The organism is Daejeonella sp. JGW-45 (genome assembly GCF_029360805.1).
GTDB lineage: Bacteria > Bacteroidota > Bacteroidia > Sphingobacteriales > Sphingobacteriaceae > Daejeonella.
In genome coordinates, this window is record NZ_JARKNC010000001.1 from 452,480 (window position 1) to 478,121 (window position 25,642).

The following is a 25,642-nucleotide window of genomic DNA, read 5'->3' on the forward strand; positions in this document are numbered from 1 at the left end:
GCCCTAGGATACTTTGTCATTAGCAAGAGGAGCATCAAATAATTACCTCGCCGCTTTCGGAATAATCACCAGGCTTTCATGCCCCTCAGCGTCAACCGATTGCACGCCAAAGAAATAATTATCTTTAGAGTAATTCAGCTCCGCAGTAGTATCAGTGACAAAAAACTTCTTCTCCCAAACAGGGCTGCTGGTTTCCCGCATCACTATAAAATATCCTGCAGGTACTTCGCCCTGAGGCTTTTCCCATTTCAAAACTGTTTTATTAGTTAACTGGCTGGTAAGTACCGCCACGTTTTCCGGTTCCCGCGGCGATAAAGCCAGATTGGCCAATGTAGCTAAATTCATCTTTGTTACTTTTTGAGTGTACTGATAGTCCACAAAGTCCGGAAGGTCACCGTAATCAATTCCGTTCTCCTTTCGAACCGTTTGATGCTGCCGTTCGAAATTCTCATTCATCTCAGTAATACGCACCCCGGGAAAACCGGCCTGCGAAAATGGTGTATGGTCGCCGCCCCTAAGATACCTGTCACGGCGATAGATCAGTTTAACGTTAAGCTGATCAACATACCGTTCACCAACTTCCTTGATATAACGTGCAAACTGCCGGGCACGACCGTCATTTTCAGAGCCAGTACTTGTGCGGGTTGCTGCTCCTGCAGGTGTTTCCACTACCGAAACGCCCTCACTAAAAATCCTGACGCTGTTATTATCCTTAATTCCTGTTTCAGTGCCATAGGTATTTCCGATAATGTCGTTTGTGATCATACCGGCAACATTCCATTTAGATTCCTTTGCCCTCTTTGCGAGATTAACAGCACCGAACAAGCCTTGTTCCTCGGCCACCATGGCCACAAAAATTATAGTTGAATTGAATTTGTATTTGCTCATTATACGAGCCATTTCCATAACAGCGGAAGTCCCCGACGCATCGTCATTAGCGCCCGGCGCAAAAATTTTCGAATCATTGGCGTCAGAAGCACGGGAATCATAATGACCTGAGACGATGAAAACCCGGTCATCCTGAGGATCAACACCAGGCAAAATACCAAGAACATTTTTCATAACCGTAGGAGCAGCAACCCGGCGACCATCCGCCGGCTGAACGAATACATCGAACTCTGCTTTTAACCGGCCTCCGGATTCCCTGGAATACCTCACCATTTCAGACCTGATCCAATTACGCGCAGCACCTATGCCTGTTGTTGCACTTAAGGTATCACTGAGACTATGGCGCGTTTGGAACGTAACCAGCTTTCTTACATTGGCTTCTATATTCTTATCTGAGACTTGCTCAATCAGATCCTTTATAAACAGGTCCTGGCGAATAAGGACGGGCTGGGCCTGGAGTACTCTTGTCAGGACCATAAAGGTCAATACCACAACGCTCTTTTTCATATTCTTGAGTAAAATCCTAAATTTAAGGATTAAACTTCGAAACTGACTCCCGTGCGATAGTACAATATCTTTTAAACATTCAACTCCACCTGCTGATGGCGTTGAGGTATCTCAACATTCCGGAACCCTTTCCCGATTAACTTCGCTCTAAATACTTCCTGAGTGTCGTATTCTCCATGAACGAGAAATATTGTTTTCACTTTTTCCGGTTCCTGGCAGGAAACAAATCTCAAAAGATCCTCATAATCTCCATGTGCACTCATCGACCGGATAGACCGCACCTCAGCGCGTACATCATAATGCTCACCAAAAATTTGTACGACCTTACTACCATTCATTAATTTGCCGGCAAGCGAATTAGGTTCACAATAACCGACCATAAGAATGGTGTTTTTCCCGTTGCCGATATTATTTTTTATATGATGTTTGATCCTGCCTGCCTCAGCCATACCCGACGCAGAAATTATAACACAGGGCTCCGGATTAGTGTTCAATGCTTTTGATTCGGCTGCATCCTGGATAAAAGTCAGCTTCTTAAAATGAAAAGGATCTTCGTCGGTTTTCATCACTTCCTGAACACCCCGGTTAAGTTCGTCCGTATGGCTTTTAACTACCATGGTCGCCTTTAATGACAAAGGGCTGTCCACATAATATTTAACATCCGGAAGAATGCCCTTCTCTTCCAGCCCGTTGAGCAAATAAAGTAGTTCCTGGGTACGGCCTACACTAAAAGCCGGAATAATGACCTTCCCTCTCTTTATGATACAGGTGTCATTGATTATATTCCTTAAAAGGCCTTCTGCCGCCTCAGCGTCTTTGTGAAGAGTATCTCCATAGGTGGATTCAAGTAAAATATAGTCTGCCTGCGGGAAACGCTGCGGAGCTTTCAATATGAGGTCATCATAACGGCCAACATCTCCGCTAAAGGAGATCCTGGTTGTTTGTCCCTTTTCTGTGATAGTGAGATGAATTGCTGCGCTGCCAATAATATGCCCCGCATCAGAAAAATTAACCTCAATGCCTTCGGTAATCTTATGATCGGTATTATATTCTACAATCTTAAACTGACTTATAGCTTTAACAGCGTCCTCCTCGTTGTATAGAGGTTCTAATAGCTCTTGCCCGTTCCGGCGGCGATGCTTATTACTGTATTCCGCATCCTGCTCCTGGATCTTTGCTGAATCCATAAGTAATATCCTGGTGAGATCCATGGTTGGAGCCGTACAAAATATTTCGCCGCTAAAACCCTCAGACACTAAGCGGGGTATCAGCCCGCTGTGATCTATATGAGCATGACTTAAAATCAGATAATTAACCTTAGCGGGATCAAAACCAAAGTGTTCGTTTAATTCATCGGTTTCCTCTCCCATACCCTGGAACATCCCGCAATCAAGTAATATCTGAATACCATTATCGAGAGTTATTAAGTGTTTGCTCCCGGTAACATTCCGGGCAGCGCCATGAAAGCCTATACGCATATATTTTTTGCGTCAATATAGCAACATGTCTGCCAAGTTCGTGATGAAATTTAGAGGAATTAATCAGAGTTTTCCGGACAGGAATGTTTATGAAATATCTGTTAAAGCAAAAAGTCCCGCAAATGCAGGACTTTTAGTTATGGAGAGTGTAATTTAAAAAATACTTATTGTTGTGTTACTGTATAAACAACCGGGATAACGTTTGTTCCGGTAGCTTTACCGGCATACGTACCACCGGCACCGATCAGGTAAGAAACGTTGAACTTGTTGGCTGATACTGCACCATTCCATGAGGTGTTGGTTGCTGTGATAACAGTGGCTGCTGTTCCGCCTGCTGCCGGTAAGGTAACTGATGATCCGTAAGTGATGCCTGCTGCGTTACCGCCGTTAGTAGCTCCGATTGCCGGAGTTAACTTTACTGAACCGGGAGCTAATGCTGCAATACCTGTTACCGTCCCTGCGATCGCCTTAACTACATAACCTCTGGAAGAGATCACGCTGATGTGGTCCGTTGCCAGTGAAGTGATACCATTATTATATTTTTCTTCCGTGTTGAAGTTTACATCAAGCGATCCCGGCTGTGTTACTGAGAATGATAATACATCAGACAATGTGATATTCACGTTCGCCGTTTGGGCAAATGAGCTGCTGCTGATAATTGATACGGTAACGAATGCGATTAGGAATAATACTTTTTTCATGTTCTAGTTTTATAATGCTTTTTTAGTTTTTAGTCTGTCTGTGTTTGGATATACTTAGGCAAACGAGAGTCCAATTTGTGAAACACCACGCAATTGCTCAAAACAGGGTTTCCCTTCAGAATATCAAATTATGACCCGGGATGTTATTGCTCAAATGGGGAAAATGTTACTCAAAGCAGTGGAAATAGACGCCTTCCTGGTTTCCAGAAGCACCCCCTGTGGATCCTACCGTGTACCCAAAACTATTGCTATGGTGCGACCTTGATCAATATCGCTGTTCAACCCCTCCGGGGTTGGCATATCGGCTACTTTTATAACCCCGATTCCATCGGGGGGTATCGCTATTTAAGCCCTTCAGGCTTACAAGGCGCCCAGCAAGCCCGGAGGGCTTGAATAACAATAACCACGGATGAAATCCGTGGATAAGCGAAAAGCACAACCGACTAGCAAGCCTGAAGGGCTTGAACAGTAAATAAAAGTTGTGGGTATACGGTAACTGTAGATCGAAAAACCAACTGGGTTCTTGTACCAGAAAATGGGAAAAAAAGGGCTTTTGTTGGGTTCTTCTAGGGCTCTTGTTGGGCGAAAACCGCATTTTGACGCATTTGGCCCAATAATCGCCCAACAAAGACCCTATGAGAACCCTTCCAGGTCCTATTAAACCTTAATCAAAAGACAAGAATGTGTAAGGAAGGGTAATCATAATTTCCCTTACGATTGGAATATGTGAGGCTCCAACAATGTCCTAATCCCGCACGGCATTAGGACATTGGTCGTTCACAGAACCTGGATAAACTGGATAATTCTCCCAGGGAAAATGCGATAATTATAATACTGACCGGCTATACTTCTTCTTCTTTAAACAACTTTGCGGTAAAGTAATCACGATTCATACGGGCAATGTTTGTGATCGAGATCTCTTTCGGGCATTCAGCTTCGCAGGCACCGGTGTTCGTACAGCTACCGAATCCTTCTGCGTCCATTTGCGCAACCATAGCCTGCGCACGGCGATAACGCTCCGGCTGGCCTTGCGGTAGTAAAGCTAACTGGGAAACTTTGGCAGAAACGAATAACATGGCAGACGCATTTTTACATGCTGCTACGCAGGCTCCGCAACCGATACATGTAGCTGAGTTGAAAGCCTCGTCGGCTATTACTTTAGGAATTGGAATATTATTAGCATCAGGAACGCCACCGGTATTTACCGAAACGAAGCCTCCTGCAGCCTGTATCCTGTCAAATGCCTGGCGGTCAACTGCAAGGTCGCGGATAACTGGAAAAGCTTCAGCACGCCACGGTTCGATAACGATTGTTTCGTTATTCTTAAAACTGCGCATGTGCAGCTGGCATGTTGTGATTGCATGCTTAGGACCGTGCGGCCGGCCGTTAATATGTAGCGAGCAGGCACCGCAAATACCTTCCCGGCAATCGTGGTCGAAATGAATAGGGTCATCTCCCTTCTTGATAAGATCCTCGTTCACCACGTCAAGCATCTCAAGGAACGACATATCCGGCGATACATGGTCAGCTTTATAAGTGGCGAAACTACCCTTGGTGTCGGCATTTTTCTGACGCCAAACCTTTAACGTCAAATTCATATTTTCACTCATTTTCTTGAGATTTGAGAAGTGAGAAGCGAGAACCTAGAAGCGAGATCGGACTAACACCCCTCTCGAATCTCGTATCTCGTTTTTCACATCTGATTATTTATAACTCCGTTGTGATAATTTAACATTTTCGAATACCAGCTCTTCTTTGTGCAATTCTTCGGGCTGGTTATCTCCTTTATATTCCCAGGCTGCCGCGTATGCATAATTATCATCATCACGCAAGGCCTCGCCCTCATCAGTTTGACTTTCTAAACGGAAGTGGCCGCCGCATGATTCCTTACGATCTAATGCATCGTCGACCATCAATTCGCCTAGTTCAAGGAAGTCGGCTACACGGCCGGCATTTTCAAGATTCTGGTTAAACTCTTCATTTGTTCCGGATACCCTGGCATTCTTCCAGAAGTCGGCACGAAGCTCGCGGATCAATCCTTTTGCTTTAGTGAGGCCTTCTTCTGTACGGGCCATTCCACAATACTCCCACATAATGTGACCAAGCTCACGGTGATAATCATTAACCGTGCGATCGCCTTTTAAGGCTAACAATTTATTAATGCGCTCTAGGACACTTTGTTTAGTCTGTTCAAAAGCCGGATGACTTGTATCAACCGCTTTAGGGCCAATATTGGCTAAGTAATCTCCTAATGTGTAAGGGATTACAAAGTAGCCGTCAGCTAAGCCCTGCATTAGTGCAGAAGCACCAAGGCGGTTTGCACCGTGATCAGAGAAGTTTGCTTCGCCTAAACAGTATAAGCCTTTGACAGTTGTTTGCAGGTTATAATCAACCCACAGGCCGCCCATCGTATAGTGAACCGCCGGATAGATCCGCATGGGTTGCTTATAAGGGTTTTCGTCAGTGATCTGTTGATACATATCAAACAGGTTCCCGTATTTCGCACGCACTGTATCTTCTCCCAAACGGCCTATTGCTTCGGCAAAATCAAGATATACCGCGATACCCGAAGCGCCTACGCCACGTCCCTCATCAACCATTTCTTTGGCATTACGCGATGCGACATCACGTGGAACCAGGTTACCGAATGCAGGGTATTTACGTTCCAGGAAGTAGTCCCTGTCTTCTTCTTTAAGATCTGTAACCTTTAATTCTCCCTTGCGAAGCTTTTGTGCAAGCTCAACCGTCTTAGGGGCCCAAACACGCCCGTCATTACGAAGCGATTCAGACATCAGCGTAAGCTTCGACTGGTGATCGCCTGTTACGGGGATACAAGTAGGATGGATCTGCGTAAAGCAGGGATTAGCAAAATAAGCACCGCGTTTATGAGCTTTCCATGCAGCTGTTACATTACATCCCATTGCATTTGTAGAGAGGTAGAAAACGTTTCCGTATCCGCCGGTACATAAAAGCACGGCATGTGCAGCATGGCTTTCAATTGCGCCGCTTATCAGATCGCGGGTTACTATTCCTTTTGCTTCGCCATCGATAGTAACTACATCCATCATTTCGTGACGGGTGTACATTTTAACTTTTCCCAGATTGATCTGGCGATTTAATGCTGAATATGCTCCAAGCAATAACTGCTGTCCGGTTTGACCACGCGCATAGAAGGTCCGTGATACCTGGGATCCACCAAAAGAGCGGTTATCCAGCAAGCCGCCGTACTCCCGGGCAAAAGGAACTCCCTGGGCTACGCACTGATCAATAATATTTACAGATACTTCAGCAAGACGGTACACATTACCTTCACGGGCACGATAGTCACCCCCTTTAATCGTATCGTAGAATAAACGATGGACGCTATCGCCATCATTCTGGTAATTTTTTGCGGCGTTTATACCACCCTGTGCAGCGATTGAGTGCGCACGACGAGGGCTATCCTGGAAGCAGAATGCTTTTACATTGTATCCCAGCTCAGCAAGAGACGCAGCAGCTGAAGCCCCCGCCAAGCCTGTACCAACCACTATTACAGTATATTTTCGCTTGTTAGCCGGATTAACCAGTTTAAGGTTAAATTTATGTTTTGACCATTTCTGGGCCAGCGGGCCTTCCGGAATTTTAGCATCTAATTTCATCTCAGAAATATATTTTAATCTGATCGCTCAGAATGTAATTCTTATTTAAAAAAGTAAAAGTAAACAGGCATTGCGGCGAATCCCAGCGGAATTAACACACCAAAGATCCAAACGCCTAAGAAGCGAATGATCGGAACATACTTTTTATTATCCCAGCCTATTGTTTGGAAGGCACTTCTGAATCCATGTATCAGGTGAAACGCAAGTGCTGCCATAGATACAACGTATAGCAATACGTACCACCAGGTTTGAAATGAATAGGCGACAACTTTATAAAGATCTTTTGAGACGACTATCTGTTTTCCCGCCTGTGTATCTACATAGTCTGAATGCACCAGACGCGTGGCATCCCAGGGCAACTCGGAAACAGTAATATTTGTTGGATCATCCAGGCTGATCTCATATTTAGCATAAGGTAATTCAGCATTATGGTATTTCCACCAGAAATTACTCATATGTACCACAATAAACACCAGTAAGATGGTACCCAGGATTCCCATGTTACGGGACGTCCACGGGCTGTTTTGTGAACCTGCCTGAACAGCATAGGCTACCGGACGGGCCTTCCTGTTTCCTGTGGTTAATACCAGTGCATAAACCGCATGAATAATAATTGATGCATATAATAAATAAGATACCACCTTGATCGGAACAAAGTGGGTCATAAAGTATGCATAAGCATTGAACGCCTGGCCTGCATCGTCTTTAAATAACTGAAGATTCCCAACCAAGTGTACGATCAGGAAAGTACAAAGAAACAAGCCTGTTGCGGCCATTATCAATTTTTTTCCCAATGAGGATGAGAACGTTTTTGCGAAATTGCTCATTACCTGTGCTATTATAAATATTCAGGGAGCAAATTTATCATTATATGGTAAAAAAACCGATGGAAATATAAGTGGCCGGAGAAATAATATCTATTTAGAAACGATCTAAATTTTACGGTGAAAGTTTAGGATCAAAAGCGGATGACTTGATTTTTAGCGATACCGAAAACCTGGTCTCCTTTCACATTTTTAACACATACCTTACCTGTAAACTTACCAAAGGCAGGGAGAATAGCTTGCCTTGCGCCAAAATGAAAACAGGGCAGGGTAAGAATCTGCCTTGCGCCGCCCTTAAGCGTTACGCCGGGATGAATATGTCCGCAAACAACGTAGCTGTCAGCATTTACAAGCTCATTAGGTTTTAGGGGTGCATGAGAAAACAGGAAAGGACCTATTTCAAGCCTGTCGTGTAATTCAAAATTCAGGTCCTTGTAGAAATCGTCATTCAGAATATCATGATTGCCTAACACCAAAATCATATCTATCTTCTTAAATAAGGAACGCCACAAAACAAGCCAGCCCCAGTCGTTATTCATATCGCTGTGAAAAAGATCGCCAAGAAAAATGATCTTTAAAGGCTTATACTCGTGGATCAGATCCGAAATAAGAGCAAGGTCCTGTTGCTCCATTTCCTTAGGAATTCCTATACCGGCCTTACGAAAATGCCCAACTTTTCCGAGGTGAATGTCGGCTATAATCAAAGTCTTTTCTTCCTCCCAGAAAACGGCTTTCTCGGGCAGGAGTAGTAAGGTTTGGCTAAGAAAATTAAATGAAAGAGGAACGGATATCATCGCACAAAAATACAAAAGCCTTCTCAGTATCGAGAAGGCTTTCATTCTAAGACCTTTGCGTAACCTTATCTCCTTATCGGAAACTGATATCTCATCGACGCTCCTTCGGGCGTGAAACCACTAATGGTAACCATATTATTGCGGCTTGATTTGATTGCGGTTTCAATATCCTGAGTTTTATTTACTGCTTGTCCATTAACTGTGGTGATCACAGTTCCCTGAGCAACTTCGATCTGGTCAAAGTATCCTCCATTTTGAACGCCGGTAACTATCACACCTGAATTGATCTTGTATTTTTTCTTAAGAGACTCGCTCACAGGTGCGAAGCTTGCACCCAGATTCCTGGTTACAACGCTGGCTGTTGTGGTTTCATTGTTTTTTACAGACTCTTCGCCTTTAAGCGTTACGTTGGTATTAAACGTTTTACCATCTCTGAGGTAAGAAAGCTGAACTTTGTCGCCGGGACCTAAGCGGCCGATACGTTCCTGGAGATCAGAAGGACCATAGATCTGCTTTCCGTCAACCTTTGTGATGATATCTCCCTCTTTCAAACCAGCCTGATCAGCTCCACCACCGGTGATAACGCCGTTGATATACAATCCGTTAAGTTCATCAACACCGAAGCGTTTTGCCTGCTCAGCATCGAGTCCGGTAAAGTTCACACCTATAAATCCACGTCTAACCGATCCAAATTCCTTAAAATCATTCAGGATCTTTTTGGCAAGGTTAATCGGGATAGCGAATCCATAGCCCTCGTAACTTCCACTCTGGGAAGCTATCGCAGCATTAACTCCAATAAGCTCACCATTAGTGTTTACCAGGGCACCACCACTGTTCCCGCGATTGATTGCAGCATCTGTCTGAATAAACGATTCAATCGCTGTTCTCGCCTGCGGCTCACCATTAGGAGATGGCTCACTGTCAAGAATTCCTATCTGGCGACCTTTAGCACTCACAATACCGGCAGTAACCGTGGTATTCAGGGCAAAAGGATATCCAACTGCCAGAACCCATTCCCCGATACGGACATCATCAGAGTTTCCCAGTTTTACTATAGGAAAGCCAGACCCTTCAATCTTAATTAATGCCAGGTCGGTATTGGCATCCCTGCCAATGACTTTAGCAACAAGTGAACGTTTATCAGGCAAGATAACGTCAATCTTGTCTGCGTTGTCTACCACGTGGTTATTGGTTACGATATATCCATCCGGTGAAATGATAACACCTGATCCGGAGCCCATCGCCGGTCCGCGTGATCTCCGGCCTCCACCAAAGAAATCCTCGAACATATCCTGCATCTGGTCGCGGCCGGCACCTGCAGATGGATTGTTATACGTTGTTTTAATATGTACAACAGCCGGCGTAACGGCAGCGGCAGCCTGCGTAAAATCCAGATCTCCGGTAGAAGAATTAATAACCGGTAAAGGATTATTTGCAAAATGAACCTTTTGTTTCTCTTCGAATGACATCCCGTCCTGGACCTGATTCTCGATCAGCTTGTACGAGCCGATAGCAACCGCCCCGCCAAGGCAAGCTGCCAAAAATGTAACACCTATCTTCTTCATATCTATATAGTTATTTATTTTTTATTATTCGTTCAAAGATTGTTCAAAATTAATACCAGTTAAACGCAGAACAAACATTTCGTGTATCGAAAATATGTTAAAAATTGTTAAATACATTTCATTGTTACCGTGATATATTTACGGCGCGGGATGATCTGGACTACATTATAATTCCGAATTTTAAAAGAATACTTGGTTAACATACTTTACTTATACCGATACAAAATATGAAATTAAATTTTTATAAATACGAAGGCGCTGGGAACGATTTTATCCTTTTAGATAACCGGGAGCAGCACTTTAACCCGGATCAGCAGCCTCAGATGATTAAGAAATTGTGCGACCGTCACTTCGGTATCGGCGCCGACGGACTAATGGCATTACAGCTAAAACCCGGTTATCATTTCGAGATGCTCTATTATAATGCTAACGGTTCGGCTGGAACCATGTGCGGAAATGGGGGGCGATGCATCACGGCCTTTGCCAAACGACTTGGCATTATACAAAATGAGACTAACTTTATGGCAGTTGACGGACCTCATTATGCCAAAATTTCAGAAAACGGAGATTGGGTGAGTCTGAAAATGATTGATGTAGACGATATTAAAATGGACGGAAATGCGTTTGTTCTCAACACCGGATCTCCCCATTATGTTGTGCAAAGAAGTCAGCTCAGGGATCTTGACGTTTTCAGGGCAGGGCGCGAGATCCGGTATAACGAAGTCTATTCATCGGAGGGCATTAACGTGAACTTTGTTGAGGATATGGGTGATCATTATTATGTACGCACCTACGAAAGAGGCGTAGAGGATGAGACATTCGCTTGCGGCACAGGGGCAACCGCGGTGGCTATGGCTATGGCCCGTCTAAAAAACAAAACCGGTCAAACCACAATCACGCTCAGGGTTACGGGCGGCCAGCTAAGTGTTAGTTTCGATTATGATGGTAAAAAGTTCACAAACGTTTTTCTCGAAGGTCCGGCGAGTTTTGTGTTCGAAGGCTCTATCGATGTATGATAGTCTGGCATAAACGATGGCGTCGGTGCCCTCTTAAATTTGTCATTGTCATATTTTAAACATAAATCAATTATTTACTGCGGTCACTTGAAAAAGGCCAAAATTCTGCATAGATTTAGAATTTTTTAATGCTCAACTTGCTTAAAATTTTTCCGATTACCTATGTTAAGAGTTGATAGCAGTAAGCCTTGCAAGATTGTATACTCTATTTGCAAACATGATTTCCTGGGATATTTGATTGAACCTCATATTGTTCAATTAAACCCTGATGGAGGGTTTTCTCTAACATATCAGCGAATATTCAGTACTACCGCAAGCGAATTTTCTTCTATTCTTGACGAAACGGATCTTAAGCTAATAAAACTCCTGGAAGAAACCGAGCAAGGACATATTATAAAGCGATACCACAAAAAAGCTATCAGGCCTCTTGAATATTTCAGTACGATCTTTAATGAAAAGCTTTACGAAACTTTAAGGCCGAAAATAGAGAAGCGGCTGGTTGACGCATTTGGCATGCTTGCAGAAAAAGAGCTGTATCTCATGAGCAAAGAAGGCTGGCCCGTAGAGCGTAAAATCACAATTGCCTCGGAGCCTGCCTCGATCTTATTTCATTTCCGGCGTGGTTTGACAGAAACAAGATATTTTCCCACTATTAAGTTCCAGGGACTTAGGATCGAATTTATGTTTAAGGATGCGCAGATCATTTGCAACCAACCTGCATGGCTGCTTCTTGACGACGTACTTTATTATTTTGAAGAGGAAGTTGAGGGGAAAAAACTACAGCCTTTCCTGAATAAGCGTTTTATTTCTATTCCAAAATCTTCTGAAAAAACTTATTTCGAAAAATTTGTAGGCCCGCTCATAGAAAAACATGCGGTTTACGCCGAAGGGTTTGAAATAAGAACTGAGAAGTTTGAGGCCACACCGGTCCTAAAGCTTTTGTACGCGAATAGTGAACGGCCCCAGATTCAACTATATTTTAGATACGGCGATTATATTTTCCCTGCCGGGAGTGAACGGAGGGTATCGGTAAGGACCGAAAAAAAAGATAACGATTACATTTTCCACCGTATCAAGCGCTCGCTGAGCTGGGAAAAAAATAAGCTTAACACCTTGCAGGAGCTGGGCCTTAGATCCACCGGTTCCTTATTCCTCAGTGTATTCACCACAGATCCGGAAAATACAGAAGAGGAAGATTCCCCCTTCAGAATTATTAACTGGTTAAACGAAAACCATGATGAACTTGAAGCCAAAGGCTTCACATTTGAGCAGGCGGATGGTGAAAAGAGATTTGTGATTGGGAAAAGTAAAATAGACCTGGAGATCCGGGAAAATAATGATTGGTTTGATATACATGCTGTGGTGCATTTTGGCCATTACCAGATACCTTTTATTGATCTAAAGAACCACATTTTAAACAAGATCCGGGAATTTAAGCTGCCATCAGGCGAGATTGCTGTTATACCGGAACAATGGTTTTCACAATACGGAAATTTACTCCAGTTTACAGAGGGCTCAAAACAGCTAAAATTAAAAAAGCTGCACATCGGGCTTGTTAACGATTTCGCTAATAGCGAACTGGCTACTGTAAGCATGGACAGAAAGCTTCAAAGGTTATCAGATTTTGAGGAGATCGAAGACGCTGATATTCCAAAATCATTTAGTGGAACTTTACGTCCATATCAAAAGGCAGGATACAACTGGTTCCACTTTTTACGCAAGTATAATTTTGGCGGCTGTCTGGCAGACGACATGGGCTTAGGGAAAACCGTTCAAACCCTTGCATTGCTTCAAAAGATCAAGGAAGAAAACCACGATCTGGATATTCACACTACCTCCCTGATCATCATGCCGACCTCCTTAGTTTACAACTGGCTGAACGAAGCCAGGAAGTTTGCCCCTAAGCTTAAGATCCACGCGCATACAGGAAGTTTCCGGAACAAAGAAATAGAGCTGTTTTCAAATTATGATGTCGTGATCACTACCTATGGAATTACGCGGGTTGATATCGACCTTTTAAAAAACCTCTATTTCAATTACATCATACTGGATGAGAGCCAGAATATTAAAAATCCGGCCTCCAAATCCTTTAAGGCAGTAAAAAGCCTTAAATCGAAACATAAACTCATTTTGAGCGGCACTCCAGTAGAAAATACTGTAAATGATCTCTGGACTCAGATGTCATTTATTAATCCTGGTTTGCTGGGCAATCAGCATTTCTTTTACACCGATTTCGTTGTTCCCATTGAAAAGAAAAAGGACGATGAGAAAGCGGCAAAACTACAGGCGCTGATCAAGCCCTTTGTGCTAAGGCGAACAAAAACGCAAGTTGCAACAGAACTGCCAGCCAAGACCGAGAACTTGTTTTATTGTCAGATGAGCGATGAGCAGAAGGAGTATTACGAAAAAGTGAAATCTGAATACAGGAATGCCTTGCTTGTGAATCTTGAAAATGGCGCTTTCAAACGATCTCAGATACAGGTCTTACAGGGCCTCACCCAATTGCGCCAGATCGCTAATCATCCGCTGATGATCGATGAAGGCTATGAAGGTGACTCTGGTAAATTTGAGAATGTAATCCATACACTTGAAAATGTGCTTTCGCGGGGCCATAAGGTTTTAGTATTCTCCCAGTTTGTAAAGCAACTGGATATTTACCGCAGGCATTTTGATAGCCAAAATATTCCGTTTGCTTATCTGGACGGAGCCACGTCGAAACGAGGAGAGGTAGTGAGAGAGTTCCAGGCTAATAAAGATATTAAGCTTTTCCTGATATCGATCAAAGCGGGAGGAGTTGGTTTAAACCTTACGGAAGCTGATTATGTTTTCATTCTCGATCCATGGTGGAACCCGGCGGTAGAACAGCAGGCTATCGATCGCACCCACCGCATCGGCCAGAATAAAAACGTGTTTATCTATAAATTCATAACCAAAGATACTGTGGAAGAAAAGATCCTTGCCCTCCAAAACCGCAAGCGGAAAGTGGCCGAATCGCTCATTACCACCGAGGAGAGTTTTGTTAAATCATTGACAGCGAAAGATATTTCGGATATTTTAAGCTAGTTTACTAGTGTAGTCAAGTAGGATTAATCTGCGTGAACAAGCACGGTCACTGTCCACCACCAGTGTTAAAAGATATCGCTTGTCGACCCCGAAGGTGCCCGCCCGGATGAACAGCGCTCGGGCGGGGTCACATGTTTATAGCAATCGATATCTCCAACAAATCGACCCCGAAGGGGGTCGAATATGCGAATTTTAAAAATACATACGACCTCTTCGGGTCGGGAAAGCGTTGGTATGGCTTTTTATAAATATGTGACCACCTTTGGGGTCAATATCTGCTTTATTTTATCGGGGCTTATTTTTTAAAACGCAACTATAAATAACCCAATGGGAAGCATAAAAGCATATTTTATTAAGAATTTAATTTTAACCGGACATTAGTGACTGTTGCCCAATATCACCTCGACTTCGGAAGCGTCCATTGATATTTAAGAGATATAAGCCGGATAAAAATGATCGCAAAAACGCTGACGAACGAATTTATATTATCATCAACTTCCAAAAGTTTTAGAACAACAAATATTGCTGCTCCCGATAAGCATGCCGTCGCATAGATCTCCTTCTTAAAAATAAGCGGGATTTCATTGATCAGCGTATCCCTTATTACTCCCCCCATTACTGCAGAGAACATTCCCATAATTATAGCAGCCAGGGGGGATACGCCATGCTCGAGCGATTTCTGAACACCCACAACCGTATATAAGCCTATCCCAATTGTATCGAATAGAAAAAAGGTGCGCCTGTACTTGATGATATAATATTTGAAAGTAATTGCAAATACTACTCCGATGGTTATAGCGATCAGATAGTTCCCATCAACAACCCAGGTTGGACGCACCCCGAGAATCATATCACGCAAAGTACCGCCTCCTACCGCGGTGACAAAACTTGTAAACGTTACCCCGAAAATATCCTTGTACATGTTTTTATCAGATGCGGCCAGGGCACCTGAAACTGCAAACACTAATGTTCCGAGCAGATCAATATAATAAGGTAACTGCATGGGGTATCTGTTTGAACGTTAAATTAGGACTTTTTATTCAAAAAAATCAGATACTCCTCACGGCCGATCATTTCTGCACCCAGGCTTTCGAGATGGCTCGTATGGACCTGGCAGTCAATCATAATATAAGACTGGTTTTGACACAACCATATCAGTGCAGCTTTAGAAGCATTGCTTACCTTACTGAACATACTTTCTCCGCAAAAAACCTGGTTCACCTGTACCCCATAAAGTCCACCCACCAGTGACCTGTTCTCCCACACTTCGACGGAGTAAGCAAAGCCTAATTCATTTAACCGGATGTAGGCTTGCTTCATCTCGTTAGTGATCCATGTGCCTGGTTGCCCCTCACGGGATATCGATGAGCACGATTCGATCACATCAGCGAAGGCTGTGTTGAATGTCACCTCGAATTTGCCGCTCTTCAGGATCTTATGCATAGACGCAGAAACCTTAAGCTTATGAGGAAATAAGACAAAACGCTTATGAGGAGAATACCAAAGGATCGGCGTTTCTTCAGAATACCAGGGGAAAATTCCGTGATGATAGGCAAGCATTAAACGTTCCGCAGACAGGTCCCCACCCACAGCAAGCAATCCATCATCCTCTGCTAATTCTGGCTTTGGAAACCAGATCTCGGTATCTGACAGCTGATAAAACATTCTGATATACCGCCCTTAGGCCGGTACCGCTTGTATGGTAATTATTAAAAGCGACATTCGTTCCAGGCTCATTTACAATGTTGAGCGATCATTCCGGCTGCAACATCGCTTCCTAATCTCCGAACAGTTTGAAAATCCTCACAGGCTCCTTCTTTATCACCCTGTTTTAATTTGCGCTGGGCGAGCTTCAGAAGGCGTTCGATAAACTTCTCATCATAGCCTAGCTGAGCTTTAAGATCCTGTATTCTTGCCTCATCGGCCTGGTCATATGTTCCCAATGCCTTTTTATCATAAAAGTTAAAAATAGCGTCGTTCATGCCTACACGGGCATGATAAGCACTAATAGCTGCATTGATCTCGTCCCTGGATCGCTGATCACATTTAAAATCACGGAGAGAAAAGTTAACCGGCAGAACGAGAGAAATTAATGTATCATGATTCGTCGGGATGATCCATTTCCCCGAGGTAAGACGGACAACACGTAAAGCTTCCAGATCCAGATCTGTTCCAAAGCCTTTTTGTATTTTAGAATCATATATTTTACCCTGCCTGTTAAGTCTGAAGCTCACCTGGATAGTCCCCTGCAGACAGTTTTCTTTTGAAAACTCGGGGTAAATTAAATTATTGTCGATAAAACTGACAAGAGCTTTTTGTCCGCCTTTGAACGCCGGTTGCTCCTGCGCATTCACACTGATTACTTCGCGAAACCCAAAAAGACCGGCCAAACTCAAGATAAAACCTAATGTTATACTCGGGTACATATTCTAATTTAACGAAAAATAAACAGAAGTAATATATAACCGGATCATGTGATGCCACGATTATTCATCGCCCGGCTCATACAAACAAATAGAAATAGTTATATACGTAGTGCGAGGCTGCACCAGCTACAACAAAAAGGTGCCAGATCTCGTGGCTATGAAGCAACCGTCCCATTGGCTTGTCCTTATAATAAAAGAACGTTCCGCTAACGTAAAAGAAGCCCCCCAGGAGCATCCAGGCAATCGCCGAAAAAGGCAACTTTACTGACATCTCACTTAAAAGCGGAACAATGAGCGCGCCCATAGCTATGTAAATAGTGAGGGAAAGGGCTGTATTTTTTAAACGGTTAAATATTTTTAAAAGACAGCCGGCCAGAGCTATGCTCCAGATCATCGCAAATAAAGACCAACGGATATACCCATCAAAAACAAGTAATGCTGTTGGAGTGTAGGATCCTGCGATCATCAGGTATATACAGCAGTGATCGAACTTCTGCCAAAAGCGGATCTCTCTTTCAGTTACCGGGTAGCTATGATAGGTAGAACTGATACCGAAAAGTACGAACGTACATACACCATATATCCAGGCAGCGGTTTGCTGAGCCTGCGAGCCGGCGCGCAACAATAAGAAAAAGGTACCCGGAATTGCAAGAATTGCGGGAATTATATGAGTATAAAAATTTACAGGCTCCCGTATAGTTCTCATCATCAATCTTCCTGCGATGGCTCGTCGGGCTGGCGTGGCTCCTTGCTGATCTTATCGAATATCCTGTCCATCTTTTCAACATAATCACTGGTATCGTCTACAAAGAATTCGAGCTGAGGAACTATCCTTGCCTGGTCTTTAATCCTGCTGCCCAGTTTATACCGGATCTCCCCGGCATGCGCTTTAATAGTGTTTAGTGAAAGAGTATTATTAGTACTGTTAAAAAAGCTGAGATAGACCCGCGCAATTGCAAGATCAGAGGTTACTCTGACCTTGGTAATTGTTACCATAGTGTTCGGTAGCAAGTTAGCTCCTTCCCGCTGAAATATCTCAGCCAGATCTTTTTGTATAACACCTGCAAACTTCTGTTGACGTTTCGATTCCATATTCTTGATAGGCTGATAAATGATTTTGCTATGGGCCGTGGGCAATGAGCTATGAGCTCCGTTATTGTTATTATTAATAATTCTTTTTACGCGCGAGGTGGAAGCTCATTGCTCACAGCTCATCGCTCAAGGCCGTTAACTTCATTTCATTGTTAACATATCACTAGTATAACAATTTATCGTAAGGATAACGTGCCGTATGGATAGATTTCACCTTCTCATAAAGCAGCGACCTGAATTCTTCTATATTATCTTTATTTAATGCTGAAATAAAAACAGCTGATGGCCGGTTCTTATTCATCCAAAGATTTTTAAAATCGGTCAGTGTTAAAGGTGGATGCTCCTCCTGGGGATCAAAATCGGCTGGTACGTACGCATCTATTTTATTGAATACCATGATTATTTCTTTATCAATGGCTCCCATTTCCTTAAGAGTCTCATTAACTGTATTTATCTGGTCTTCAAAATTAGGATGGGAAATATCAACCACGTGAATTAAAACATCCGCCTCTCTGACTTCATCCAGGGTTGACTTAAAGCATTCTATCAAATGATGAGGTAGTTTCCGTATGAATCCGACGGTATCTGAAAGGAGGAAAGGTAAATTTTCGATCACCACCTTTCGTACGGTCGTATCCAGGGTTGCAAATAGTTTGTTTTCTGCAAAAACTTCTGATTTAGATATCATATTCATGATGGTGGATTTACCAACGTTGGTATATCCAACCAATGAAACCCTGACAAGCTGGCTCCTGTTCTTGCGCTGTGTTTCATTTTGCTTGTCGATCTCTCTCAATCGTTCCTTTAACAGGGAGATTTTATTTAAGATCAGCCGGCGGTCAGTCTCGATCTGGCTTTCACCGGGTCCGCGCATTCCAATACCTCCTTTCTGCCGTTCAAGGTGAGTCCATAAACGGGTAAGCCGTGGAAGGAGATACTGCAATTGCGCCAGTTCAACCTGGGTTTTCGCCTGGGAGGTTTGCGCGCGCTTTGCAAAAATATCCAGGATAAGGTTGCTCCTGTCAAGAATCTTTACCTGTAATTCGTTTTCTATATTACGCAATTGGGACGGTGATAACTCATCGTCGAAAACCACGATGTCTATTTCTTCCGATTTTACGTATGCATTGATCTCTTCCAGCTTTCCTGTACCAACAAAGGTTGCGCGGTCTGGACGTTGCATTCTTTGCGTGAATGACTTGTGCGTTTCGCCACCTGCTGTATCAACCAGAAAAGTCAATTCATCCAGGTATTCCTGCGTCTGTTCTTCTGTCTCCCCCGGAGTGATGATACCTACTAAAACCGCCTTTTCAGGTTTAATAGCTGTATCGAAAAATTTTTGTCTTGGCATCTATTTGGTTAACAAGTGTCAAAGATAAGAGTTTGATCTCTTGGTTCTACTTTTAAAACCCTGCCACAAATTCCTTCATAGCTTTCCCCGGGTCCTGCGTTTTCATAAAGTTCTCACCAATAAGAAACCCATTAAACCCCGCTGCTCTTAATTCAGTTATCGTTTTAGGATCGCTTAAACCGCTTTCCGAAATCTTTAAAAACTCTGCTGGAATGTGCTCAACCAGGTCATAGGAATGCTGAACGGAAACTTCGAAATTACCGAGGTTCCGGTTGTTGACTCCGATGGCATCAAGTTCGGGAGTTATGCTTCGTTCCAGTTCTGCTTTGTTATGAACTTCCAGCAATACGCTCATTCCAAGATCTTTTGCAAGCCTTGCAAGTTTCAGGACCTCATGGGGCGTAAGGATGGCTGCTATAAGCAGGATAATATCTGCGCCCAGCGCCTTCGCTTCAACAACCTGGTACTCATCCAGCATAAATTCTTTTCTCAAGACCGGGATCTGATTAACTTTCCTGGCCTCCACCAGGTCTGCTTTCCTTCCTCCGAAGAAACTTCTGTCGGTCAGAACAGACAGCGCCGACGCTCCCGCTGCTGCGTACCCATTTGTTACCTGCTTTACGGTAACGCTATCGTTAATTATTCCTTTCGAGGGAGATTGCCGTTTGAATTCAGCTATCACGCCTGTACGTAACGGGTCCAGAATAAATTGGCGTAATGAATAACATTCCCTGAAAAAGTTTTCTGATTCTTCAAGCCGTATGATTGGGGTCCGGCGTCTGTCGGATTCAATTTCCTGTCTCTTTTTGGCTACTATTTTATCCAGAATATTTCCGGACTGTGTTGTTTCACTTCTACTCATTCTAATACGCTTAACCCAGCCAATTGGATATTAATAGTTTACCATGTTCAGTAAGTACAGATTCAGGATGAAACTGTACACCTCTGACATCAAGCTTGCGATGCCTTAAAGCCATAATTACTCCTTCCGTATCTGTTGCTGTTATTTCTATATCTGCAGGAACATTATCATTTTTCAAAGCCCAGGAATGATATCTTCCAACCTTAAATTCCTCAGGACAATTCCTGAACAGTTTTTCTTGTCTGTCAAGGACTGTTATTTCGGTTGCCCGACCGTGCACCGGCCGGGAAAGATTATAGAGCTCGCCGCCAAACACCTCACCAATCGCCTGAAGGCCGAGGCAGATACCTAAAATGCTTTTGCTTGACGAGTAAGTACGGATAACATCTAAGAGCAAGCCGGATTCTGAGGGTATTCCCGGTCCGGGCGACAGAAGAATCTTATCAAATGCGTTTACATCAGCGAGCTTGAACTTATCATTACGCCATACGGTCGCCTCGTGTCCTGTTTCATTTAACAAGTGTACCAGGTTAAAGGTAAAGGAATCGTAATTGTCTATTACTAGTATGTTCATTTTATGTGTTTATTAGGTGTTAGGTGTTAGGAACTAGGTATTAGGATCATACGCAGTGCTCACCTTCCATCTTTCAGTTTTCAGTTTCTTAAAGTTCTTCTGCCATCTCCAGCGCTTTTCTAAGCGCCGCAATTTTGTTATTAACTTCGTTTAATTCGCTTTTCGCATCAGAATCAGCAACAATTCCAGCCCCTGCCTGATAGTGAAGCACGTTATTCTGGCTTAAAAAGGACCTGATCATAATTGCATGATTAAAATCTCCGTTGAATCCCATAAAACCAATCGCTCCACTATAAAAGCCACGCTTTTGACCCTCGAACCTGTCGATAAGTGTCATAGCCATATACTTCGGGGCGCCGCTAAGGGTTCCGGCAGGATAGGTATCTCCAACAACATCAAAAGGGTCGACAGATTTCTGCAACTGACCGGTGACTTTTGATACCATATGGATCAAATGAGAATAATATTGAATTTCCTTAAACGACCGGACCTCCACCTTATCGCAATGACGGCTCAGATCATTTCGCGCAAGGTCGACAAGCATCACATGTTCCGCATTTTCTTTCACATCCTGCTTTAGGTTTTCTGCTAGCTCCGCATCCAACAACCCATCGCCGGTCCTTTTAAAAGTACCTGCAATCGGATAAATTGTCGCTTCACTATTTTTTATGGTAAGCTGCGCCTCTGGCGAAGACCCAAAAAGTTTGAAATCACCATAGTCATAGTAAAACAAATAGGGCGACGGATTTATAGACCGCAGGGCCCGGTAGACGTTAAACTCATCCCCCAGAAAGGGAGTGGAAAATGATCTTGAAGGTACTATTTGAAAAATATCGCCACGGAAGATGTGCTTTTTTATGCTTTCAACAGTCTCAATAAATTGGTCATCCGTAAAATTTGATCTTTCCTCACCGTTTAGGTGAAACTTATATTCAGGAAAATTCTTATTCTGAATTAAATACTGGATCTTCTCCAGGCTGTCGGGCGCATTTTTCTCGGTTCTGTGTTCAAGCAGAAACAATTCGTTTTTAAAATGATCAATTACGATTATATACCGGTACACATGATATTGCATCAAGGGGATATTCCGACCATCGACATTTGTTGATTGTAGTTTTATATCCTCGAAATGCTCAATGGTTTCGTACGCAAAATATCCAAACAAGCCATTTGAAATAAATTTAAAATCACCTTGCGAGGCCGATTCAAATTGCTTCCTGAAATCGGATACGTGCTTCTTCAGATCCAGGCCAGTGAGCGGGTATTGCTCACGGGTACCATCGGGGAAATAGGTTTCAAGTTTATCCCCGTTAAGTGTTATACCTGCGATCGGATCACAGCATACGTAGCTCAAACTATTTTCGCGACTGTGGTAATCCGAGCTTTCAAGTAAGATACTATTGGGAAACACATCCCTCAATCGCAGATAAATACTTACCGGCGTTGTCGTATCCGCAAGCAGTCTTTTGTGTGAGGTATATAATTTATAATTCTTCATAATCGTTTTCTTATCCCCGGGATATATTCTTTCATAAAAAAACCCGACGGCATTAAAGCGTCGGGTTCATATTGTTTAGGTTTTGGTTGATTAATATTATCTCAAAATACCTGTCCCGTGCGCCGCTCTTTTAAAGGGTACCACCAATTTCCAGTATTTTGTATCATCTTCATCGGTCACAAAAATATAAAGAAATTTGACATTGCAAATTTTTTATATAATATAAGCGTGCTATTTCTGCTTTTTTATGAACCTATGCTCGTCATTCCCAACAAAGGCCTGCCACTTTGGTAAATAGCGATGACAATTACCAATATCGCTAAACCATAATACAATGCAATTGCCCTATGCTTATTGACAGCAGCCACATCTTTTTTTGAACGCGAGTGGCCAACAGTTATTAATGCCACAGCAAATAGCATCAATACCGCATGTTCAACCGTCCAGTATCTCGCAAGAGTATTTTTCATTGCCTCTCCCATATTTCCATATTGAACCAGCGGGCTGAAGAAATACAATATCAGACCGGCAAGAAGCTGAGTATGGGTAGCTATCATCGCAAAAAGATTGATCTTCCTGTTTGTCTGGGTATAATCTTTTTTACCGAATAATGCAGTTACCGACAAAACGATTGCTACCGCAAGAAGCAACAGGACGATATAACGTAATCCTGAATGCAGTCCTAAGAAAAAATTGTACATGGCTTTTTTATTTTATGATCAAAGTAAAGAAAAATTGTGATCAATAGCGAGCGGGTTCCTACCTGGCATCCAAATAAATTGCTTCTGGCGACGAACTCAACGTAGTGGTCATAAAAGGATCGACGTTCCCATTATCAGCCAGCTTAAAAACAAGTATCTTATTATTTGCTTTTTCAGCAACATAAATAAGTCCTTTGCCTTCCCGTTTGTCGAAAGCTATATCGACAGGATTTCCTAAGCCCGTTGATACACCTCTTATAGTTCTTGTCGGTGTTATTTGCGAACCCTGCGCTGTAAACTTTGCAGCTGCCTCTTCTATAATATATATAGCTCCATCTGTTTTTGATGACGCGTCACCGATATCTGTGATCATTAAAACGTCGCTTTCCGATGAATATGTAATTCCGTGCAGCCTTGTGGCGCCCGCGATAGCGATCCTTTTATTAGCGCTTATAAGTCCGACCTGCAAAGCCGATGCATTTTCAAACAGCAGCACCTCCAATTTTCCCTGATCCAGTGCAACAAACAAGTTTTCTCCTTCAAGGTGTATACCCCATGGCCGTCCGTCATTTATCTTTAATTTCTTAGTTGCCCTGACGGTGCTCCGAAGTGTGTCTATGCCGCCATATACGTATATCGCACTATCAGAATCACTTGAAACATAAAGTGACTTCCGGTTCCTGTCGAAAGCAATCTCTCTGGCACTTGGCAAACGTTCGTCGATGAAAGAACCCTTTTCGGAAAGTGTGCCGTCTGTTTCTACGGAAAAACTGCGGATGTTCCGTTCCTGCCTGCTCACCTGATAGACTATTCCTGAATAGGGATCAAAAACAATCCCATTCCCATCCGGCAATTTAGAGTCAAATTGGTAGGGTTTCGGAAAGGAAGTGCTGTCAGCAGGATCAAAAATAAAAAGGTTCGGAACTGCAGTGTCAGTATCAGCATTCGAAACATATAACCGGGAAACAGTACTTTTCGGCAGCGGTTCGTTATCGTCTTTCGTACAGGCAGACAATATCACCGTAAAAAGAAGAACCAGAAAGGCTGATTGTTTCATATTCTTCTCAAAGTTAAGAGTTCAATTTATATTAAGAGAATAAGGGGCAAAGAACAAAGAATAAAAGACAAAATATAACGGCCAGATTTAGATGGGTTCGGAGGTCACAAAATCCAGCTTTGATCCTTGCTCTTTGTTCCTTGTTCTTTATTCAATTACGCTATTTCGTTCTAAATGCCTTGTTAACAACGTCCTCAAGGTCGCTTATGCTAAAGGGCTTTGCCAGAGTGTAATCCGCTCCTGCATTTTCCGCAAGTTGATCTATATCCTGGCTGGCAGTGAAATATACAACCGGTATAGATTTATGGACAGGATGACTTTTTATCGTTTGAGTAGCTACTACACCGCCATGCGTAGGAATTTTATTATCCATAAAGATAAGAGCAGGTTTTAATTCCTCTATTTTGGCGATAATATTATCACAATCGGGGATAGTATAAACTTCCGCCATATTGCTGTCCACCAGAATAATGGCTACTACCTCTGAAATAGTGACATCATCATCACAAACTAAAACACGTCTCATTTCGTCTTTTTATATCTGATCTAATAATACAACATTCAAGCCACTTCCATGTTTTTTTCAGAAAGAACTTTTAGAAAAGACAGCAGGAGATGAAATAAAATAAGCTCCTGATGGGCAGGAGCTTATTTAAACTAACCAATTATAAACCTGTTGAATAAGGTTTGCTGTAGGGGAAGGAGTCGAACCTTCACGAAGCAGTTATTTCCCTTTTACGGTATTTCCCAAATCTTCGCCACCGAGACGAGGAGGTGTGTCTGCCAAATTTCACCACCCTACAGTGTGTAAGCGCTCAGTATTTCCGATTGCTTAATACAAATGTAAGGAGAAGGTTCATTCCTTGCAAATATTTTAATGAATTAAGTTTATTTTTATTTATTTGATAATTTTTAAGTGAATTTAGTATGATATTAAAAATTTTTATTGAAAATAATGGGGCGAAATTTCATTATTGATAACAGGTATAAGGGGTCATCCCAGTCCCTTTCAGGTTGTGTTGACTGGCAGGACAGAAAAATATTTTATAGAATCATTAAAAAGGTAATAATCTGGAAAGCAGGTGCTGTAGTTTTTCGGTTCGGAAACCGACTCTCCCCGTCCGAATGGCTTCAGCCGGGCGGACGCTGTAGTTTTTGCCATGAACGTTGATTTAACCAGAGAATTTCTCAAAGGCAAAAAGCTGCCGCTACTATCCCGTTTAGATGGCAGGGATACTGCTATTATTATCGTTAATTAATCCCGATCGATGGAAATTGTTCTAATAAACTGTGCAAACTGCTGCACCAAAGAACTTCTGTCCTGAGTAAAATAAACCGGATCGCAGCAAGTAGCCTTTGCCAGCCCATAATTTCAATTTAATATAATCTTTATTGGCAAAGCTACTGCATAGAGCCGGACTACCACGACCAAAGAGACACAGGCCTCCCTTTCCAACAAATTAATGAAAGTTTTCTCGTTAACACTTAAAATATCGTTGGGAAACTCATCCTGGTTGTCTCACTTCTAACAACAATTTTCCCGCAAATAAAATAAGCTCCTGATGGGCAGGAGCTTATTTAAACTAACCAATTATAAACCTGTTGAA

22 protein-coding genes are annotated in these 25,642 nt (G+C 42.8%); 2 read left to right on the plus strand and 20 right to left on the minus strand.

Annotation, left to right across the window (positions count from 1 at the left end):
• Positions 1 to 42 precede the first annotated feature (42 nt).
• From P2W76_RS02090 to P2W76_RS02125, 8 genes are all read right to left on the minus strand, one after another.
• Positions 43 to 1,395, minus strand: a complete 1,353-nt coding sequence (locus P2W76_RS02090) for a M20/M25/M40 family metallo-hydrolase (protein ID WP_276345818.1) — start codon at positions 1,393 to 1,395, stop codon at positions 43 to 45.
• A 71-nt stretch (positions 1,396 to 1,466) separates the two neighbouring features.
• Entirely contained in the window at positions 1,467 to 2,873 is a 1,407-nt protein-coding gene (locus P2W76_RS02095) for an MBL fold metallo-hydrolase (protein WP_276345819.1), read from the minus strand.
• Positions 2,874 to 3,037: 164 nt separating this feature from the next.
• Complete coding sequence (locus P2W76_RS02100) at positions 3,038 to 3,574, minus strand: hypothetical protein (protein WP_276345820.1); 537 nt, start codon at positions 3,572 to 3,574, stop codon at positions 3,038 to 3,040.
• An 842-nt stretch (positions 3,575 to 4,416) separates the two neighbouring features.
• Complete coding sequence (locus P2W76_RS02105) at positions 4,417 to 5,184, minus strand: succinate dehydrogenase/fumarate reductase iron-sulfur subunit (RefSeq protein WP_276345821.1); 768 nt, start codon at positions 5,182 to 5,184, stop codon at positions 4,417 to 4,419.
• Between the two features lie 93 nt (positions 5,185 to 5,277).
• On the minus strand, positions 5,278 to 7,212 hold the full coding sequence (locus P2W76_RS02110; protein WP_276345822.1) for a fumarate reductase/succinate dehydrogenase flavoprotein subunit: 1,935 nt from the start codon (positions 7,210 to 7,212) through the stop codon (positions 5,278 to 5,280).
• 41 nt (positions 7,213 to 7,253) lie between these two features.
• A complete protein-coding gene (locus P2W76_RS02115) occupies positions 7,254 to 8,039 on the minus strand; it encodes a succinate dehydrogenase cytochrome b subunit (protein ID WP_276345823.1) in 786 nt (261 codons plus the stop codon).
• Positions 8,040 to 8,170: 131 nt separating this feature from the next.
• The gene (pdeM, locus tag P2W76_RS02120; protein ID WP_276345824.1) at positions 8,171 to 8,875 is read right to left on the minus strand and encodes a ligase-associated DNA damage response endonuclease PdeM; all 705 of its coding nucleotides are present in this window, start codon (positions 8,873 to 8,875) and stop codon (positions 8,171 to 8,173) included.
• Positions 8,876 to 8,895: 20 nt separating this feature from the next.
• A complete protein-coding gene (locus tag P2W76_RS02125) occupies positions 8,896 to 10,395 on the minus strand; it encodes a Do family serine endopeptidase (RefSeq protein WP_276345825.1) in 1,500 nt (499 codons plus the stop codon).
• Positions 10,396 to 10,622: 227 nt separating this feature from the next.
• Here P2W76_RS02125 and dapF point away from each other — a divergent pair, with 227 nt between their 5' ends.
• Positions 10,623 to 11,411 (plus strand): diaminopimelate epimerase, encoded by a 789-nt coding sequence (dapF, locus tag P2W76_RS02130; RefSeq protein WP_276345826.1) that lies wholly within the window; start codon positions 10,623 to 10,625, stop codon positions 11,409 to 11,411.
• Between the two features lie 162 nt (positions 11,412 to 11,573).
• Positions 11,574 to 14,474: a DEAD/DEAH box helicase gene (locus P2W76_RS02135; protein ID WP_276345827.1), complete on the plus strand. Its 2,901-nt coding sequence runs from the start codon at positions 11,574 to 11,576 to the stop codon at positions 14,472 to 14,474.
• Positions 14,475 to 14,871: 397 nt separating this feature from the next.
• On the opposite strand, the gene P2W76_RS02140 is transcribed toward P2W76_RS02135, so the two are convergent.
• The 12 genes from P2W76_RS02140 to P2W76_RS02195 all read right to left on the minus strand — a co-directional run bounded on the left by P2W76_RS02140 (position 14,872) and on the right by P2W76_RS02195 (position 24,561).
• Complete coding sequence (locus P2W76_RS02140) at positions 14,872 to 15,477, minus strand: trimeric intracellular cation channel family protein (RefSeq protein ID WP_276345828.1); 606 nt, start codon at positions 15,475 to 15,477, stop codon at positions 14,872 to 14,874.
• A 23-nt stretch (positions 15,478 to 15,500) separates the two neighbouring features.
• Positions 15,501 to 16,139 (minus strand): leucyl/phenylalanyl-tRNA--protein transferase, encoded by a 639-nt coding sequence (gene aat / locus P2W76_RS02145; RefSeq protein ID WP_276345829.1) that lies wholly within the window; start codon positions 16,137 to 16,139, stop codon positions 15,501 to 15,503.
• Positions 16,140 to 16,207: 68 nt separating this feature from the next.
• Complete coding sequence (locus tag P2W76_RS02150; RefSeq protein ID WP_276345830.1) at positions 16,208 to 16,900, minus strand: TonB family protein; 693 nt, start codon at positions 16,898 to 16,900, stop codon at positions 16,208 to 16,210.
• Positions 16,901 to 16,976: 76 nt separating this feature from the next.
• Positions 16,977 to 17,609 carry a hemolysin III family protein gene (locus P2W76_RS02155; RefSeq protein WP_276345831.1) on the minus strand — a complete coding sequence of 211 codons (633 nt, stop codon included), beginning with the start codon at positions 17,607 to 17,609 and terminating at the stop codon, positions 16,977 to 16,979.
• Positions 17,609 to 17,992, minus strand: a complete 384-nt coding sequence (gene rbfA / locus P2W76_RS02160; protein ID WP_276345832.1) for a 30S ribosome-binding factor RbfA — start codon at positions 17,990 to 17,992, stop codon at positions 17,609 to 17,611. The genes P2W76_RS02155 and rbfA overlap by 1 nt, the downstream gene beginning before the upstream one ends.
• A gap of 163 nt (positions 17,993 to 18,155) precedes the next feature.
• Positions 18,156 to 19,343, minus strand: coding sequence for a GTPase HflX (hflX, locus tag P2W76_RS02165; RefSeq protein WP_276345833.1), 1,188 nt, complete (start codon positions 19,341 to 19,343; stop codon positions 18,156 to 18,158).
• 52 nt (positions 19,344 to 19,395) lie between these two features.
• On the minus strand, positions 19,396 to 20,205 hold the full coding sequence (gene trpC, locus P2W76_RS02170; protein WP_276345834.1) for an indole-3-glycerol phosphate synthase TrpC: 810 nt from the start codon (positions 20,203 to 20,205) through the stop codon (positions 19,396 to 19,398).
• Positions 20,206 to 20,215: 10 nt separating this feature from the next.
• On the minus strand, positions 20,216 to 20,779 hold the full coding sequence (locus P2W76_RS02175) for an aminodeoxychorismate/anthranilate synthase component II (RefSeq protein WP_276345835.1): 564 nt from the start codon (positions 20,777 to 20,779) through the stop codon (positions 20,216 to 20,218).
• Positions 20,780 to 20,867: 88 nt separating this feature from the next.
• Entirely contained in the window at positions 20,868 to 22,277 is a 1,410-nt protein-coding gene (locus tag P2W76_RS02180) for an anthranilate synthase component I family protein (RefSeq protein ID WP_276345836.1), read from the minus strand.
• Positions 22,278 to 22,522: 245 nt separating this feature from the next.
• Positions 22,523 to 22,978, minus strand: coding sequence for a cytochrome B (locus tag P2W76_RS02185; protein WP_276345837.1), 456 nt, complete (start codon positions 22,976 to 22,978; stop codon positions 22,523 to 22,525).
• A gap of 58 nt (positions 22,979 to 23,036) precedes the next feature.
• Positions 23,037 to 24,035, minus strand: a complete 999-nt coding sequence (locus tag P2W76_RS02190) for a hypothetical protein (RefSeq protein WP_276345838.1) — start codon at positions 24,033 to 24,035, stop codon at positions 23,037 to 23,039.
• Between the two features lie 160 nt (positions 24,036 to 24,195).
• Positions 24,196 to 24,561: a response regulator gene (locus P2W76_RS02195; protein WP_276345839.1), complete on the minus strand. Its 366-nt coding sequence runs from the start codon at positions 24,559 to 24,561 to the stop codon at positions 24,196 to 24,198.
• Positions 24,562 to 25,642 lie beyond the last annotated feature (1,081 nt).

What these genes read in the sequence shown, in the direction of transcription:
- P2W76_RS02100 (WP_276345820.1), bottom strand. Translation starts at nt 3,574, where the DNA reads ATGAAAAAAGTATTATTCCTAATCGCATTCGTTACCGTATCAATTATC.
- P2W76_RS02190 (WP_276345838.1), bottom strand. Translation starts at nt 24,035, where the DNA reads ATGAAACAATCAGCCTTTCTGGTTCTTCTTTTTACGGTGATATTGTCT.
- rbfA (WP_276345832.1), bottom strand. Translation starts at nt 17,992, where the DNA reads ATGGAATCGAAACGTCAACAGAAGTTTGCAGGTGTTATACAAAAAGAT.
- aat (WP_276345829.1), bottom strand. Translation starts at nt 16,139, where the DNA reads ATGTTTTATCAGCTGTCAGATACCGAGATCTGGTTTCCAAAGCCAGAA.
- P2W76_RS02175 (WP_276345835.1), bottom strand. Translation starts at nt 20,779, where the DNA reads ATGAACATACTAGTAATAGACAATTACGATTCCTTTACCTTTAACCTG.
- P2W76_RS02195 (WP_276345839.1), bottom strand. Translation starts at nt 24,561, where the DNA reads ATGAGACGTGTTTTAGTTTGTGATGATGATGTCACTATTTCAGAGGTA.
- P2W76_RS02090 (WP_276345818.1), bottom strand. Translation starts at nt 1,395, where the DNA reads ATGAAAAAGAGCGTTGTGGTATTGACCTTTATGGTCCTGACAAGAGTA.
- P2W76_RS02115 (WP_276345823.1), bottom strand. Translation starts at nt 8,039, where the DNA reads ATGAGCAATTTCGCAAAAACGTTCTCATCCTCATTGGGAAAAAAATTG.
- P2W76_RS02150 (WP_276345830.1), bottom strand. Translation starts at nt 16,900, where the DNA reads ATGTACCCGAGTATAACATTAGGTTTTATCTTGAGTTTGGCCGGTCTT.
- P2W76_RS02135 (WP_276345827.1), top strand. Translation starts at nt 11,574, where the DNA reads ATGTTAAGAGTTGATAGCAGTAAGCCTTGCAAGATTGTATACTCTATT.
- pdeM (WP_276345824.1), bottom strand. Translation starts at nt 8,875, where the DNA reads ATGAAAGCCTTCTCGATACTGAGAAGGCTTTTGTATTTTTGTGCGATG.
- dapF (WP_276345826.1), top strand. Translation starts at nt 10,623, where the DNA reads ATGAAATTAAATTTTTATAAATACGAAGGCGCTGGGAACGATTTTATC.
- P2W76_RS02185 (WP_276345837.1), bottom strand. Translation starts at nt 22,978, where the DNA reads ATGTACAATTTTTTCTTAGGACTGCATTCAGGATTACGTTATATCGTC.
- P2W76_RS02125 (WP_276345825.1), bottom strand. Translation starts at nt 10,395, where the DNA reads ATGAAGAAGATAGGTGTTACATTTTTGGCAGCTTGCCTTGGCGGGGCG.
- P2W76_RS02095 (WP_276345819.1), bottom strand. Translation starts at nt 2,873, where the DNA reads ATGCGTATAGGCTTTCATGGCGCTGCCCGGAATGTTACCGGGAGCAAA.
- P2W76_RS02110 (WP_276345822.1), bottom strand. Translation starts at nt 7,212, where the DNA reads ATGAAATTAGATGCTAAAATTCCGGAAGGCCCGCTGGCCCAGAAATGG.
- P2W76_RS02140 (WP_276345828.1), bottom strand. Translation starts at nt 15,477, where the DNA reads ATGCAGTTACCTTATTATATTGATCTGCTCGGAACATTAGTGTTTGCA.
- P2W76_RS02155 (WP_276345831.1), bottom strand. Translation starts at nt 17,609, where the DNA reads ATGATGAGAACTATACGGGAGCCTGTAAATTTTTATACTCATATAATT.
- trpC (WP_276345834.1), bottom strand. Translation starts at nt 20,205, where the DNA reads ATGAGTAGAAGTGAAACAACACAGTCCGGAAATATTCTGGATAAAATA.
- hflX (WP_276345833.1), bottom strand. Translation starts at nt 19,343, where the DNA reads ATGCCAAGACAAAAATTTTTCGATACAGCTATTAAACCTGAAAAGGCG.
- P2W76_RS02180 (WP_276345836.1), bottom strand. Translation starts at nt 22,277, where the DNA reads ATGAAGAATTATAAATTATATACCTCACACAAAAGACTGCTTGCGGAT.
- P2W76_RS02105 (WP_276345821.1), bottom strand. Translation starts at nt 5,184, where the DNA reads ATGAGTGAAAATATGAATTTGACGTTAAAGGTTTGGCGTCAGAAAAAT.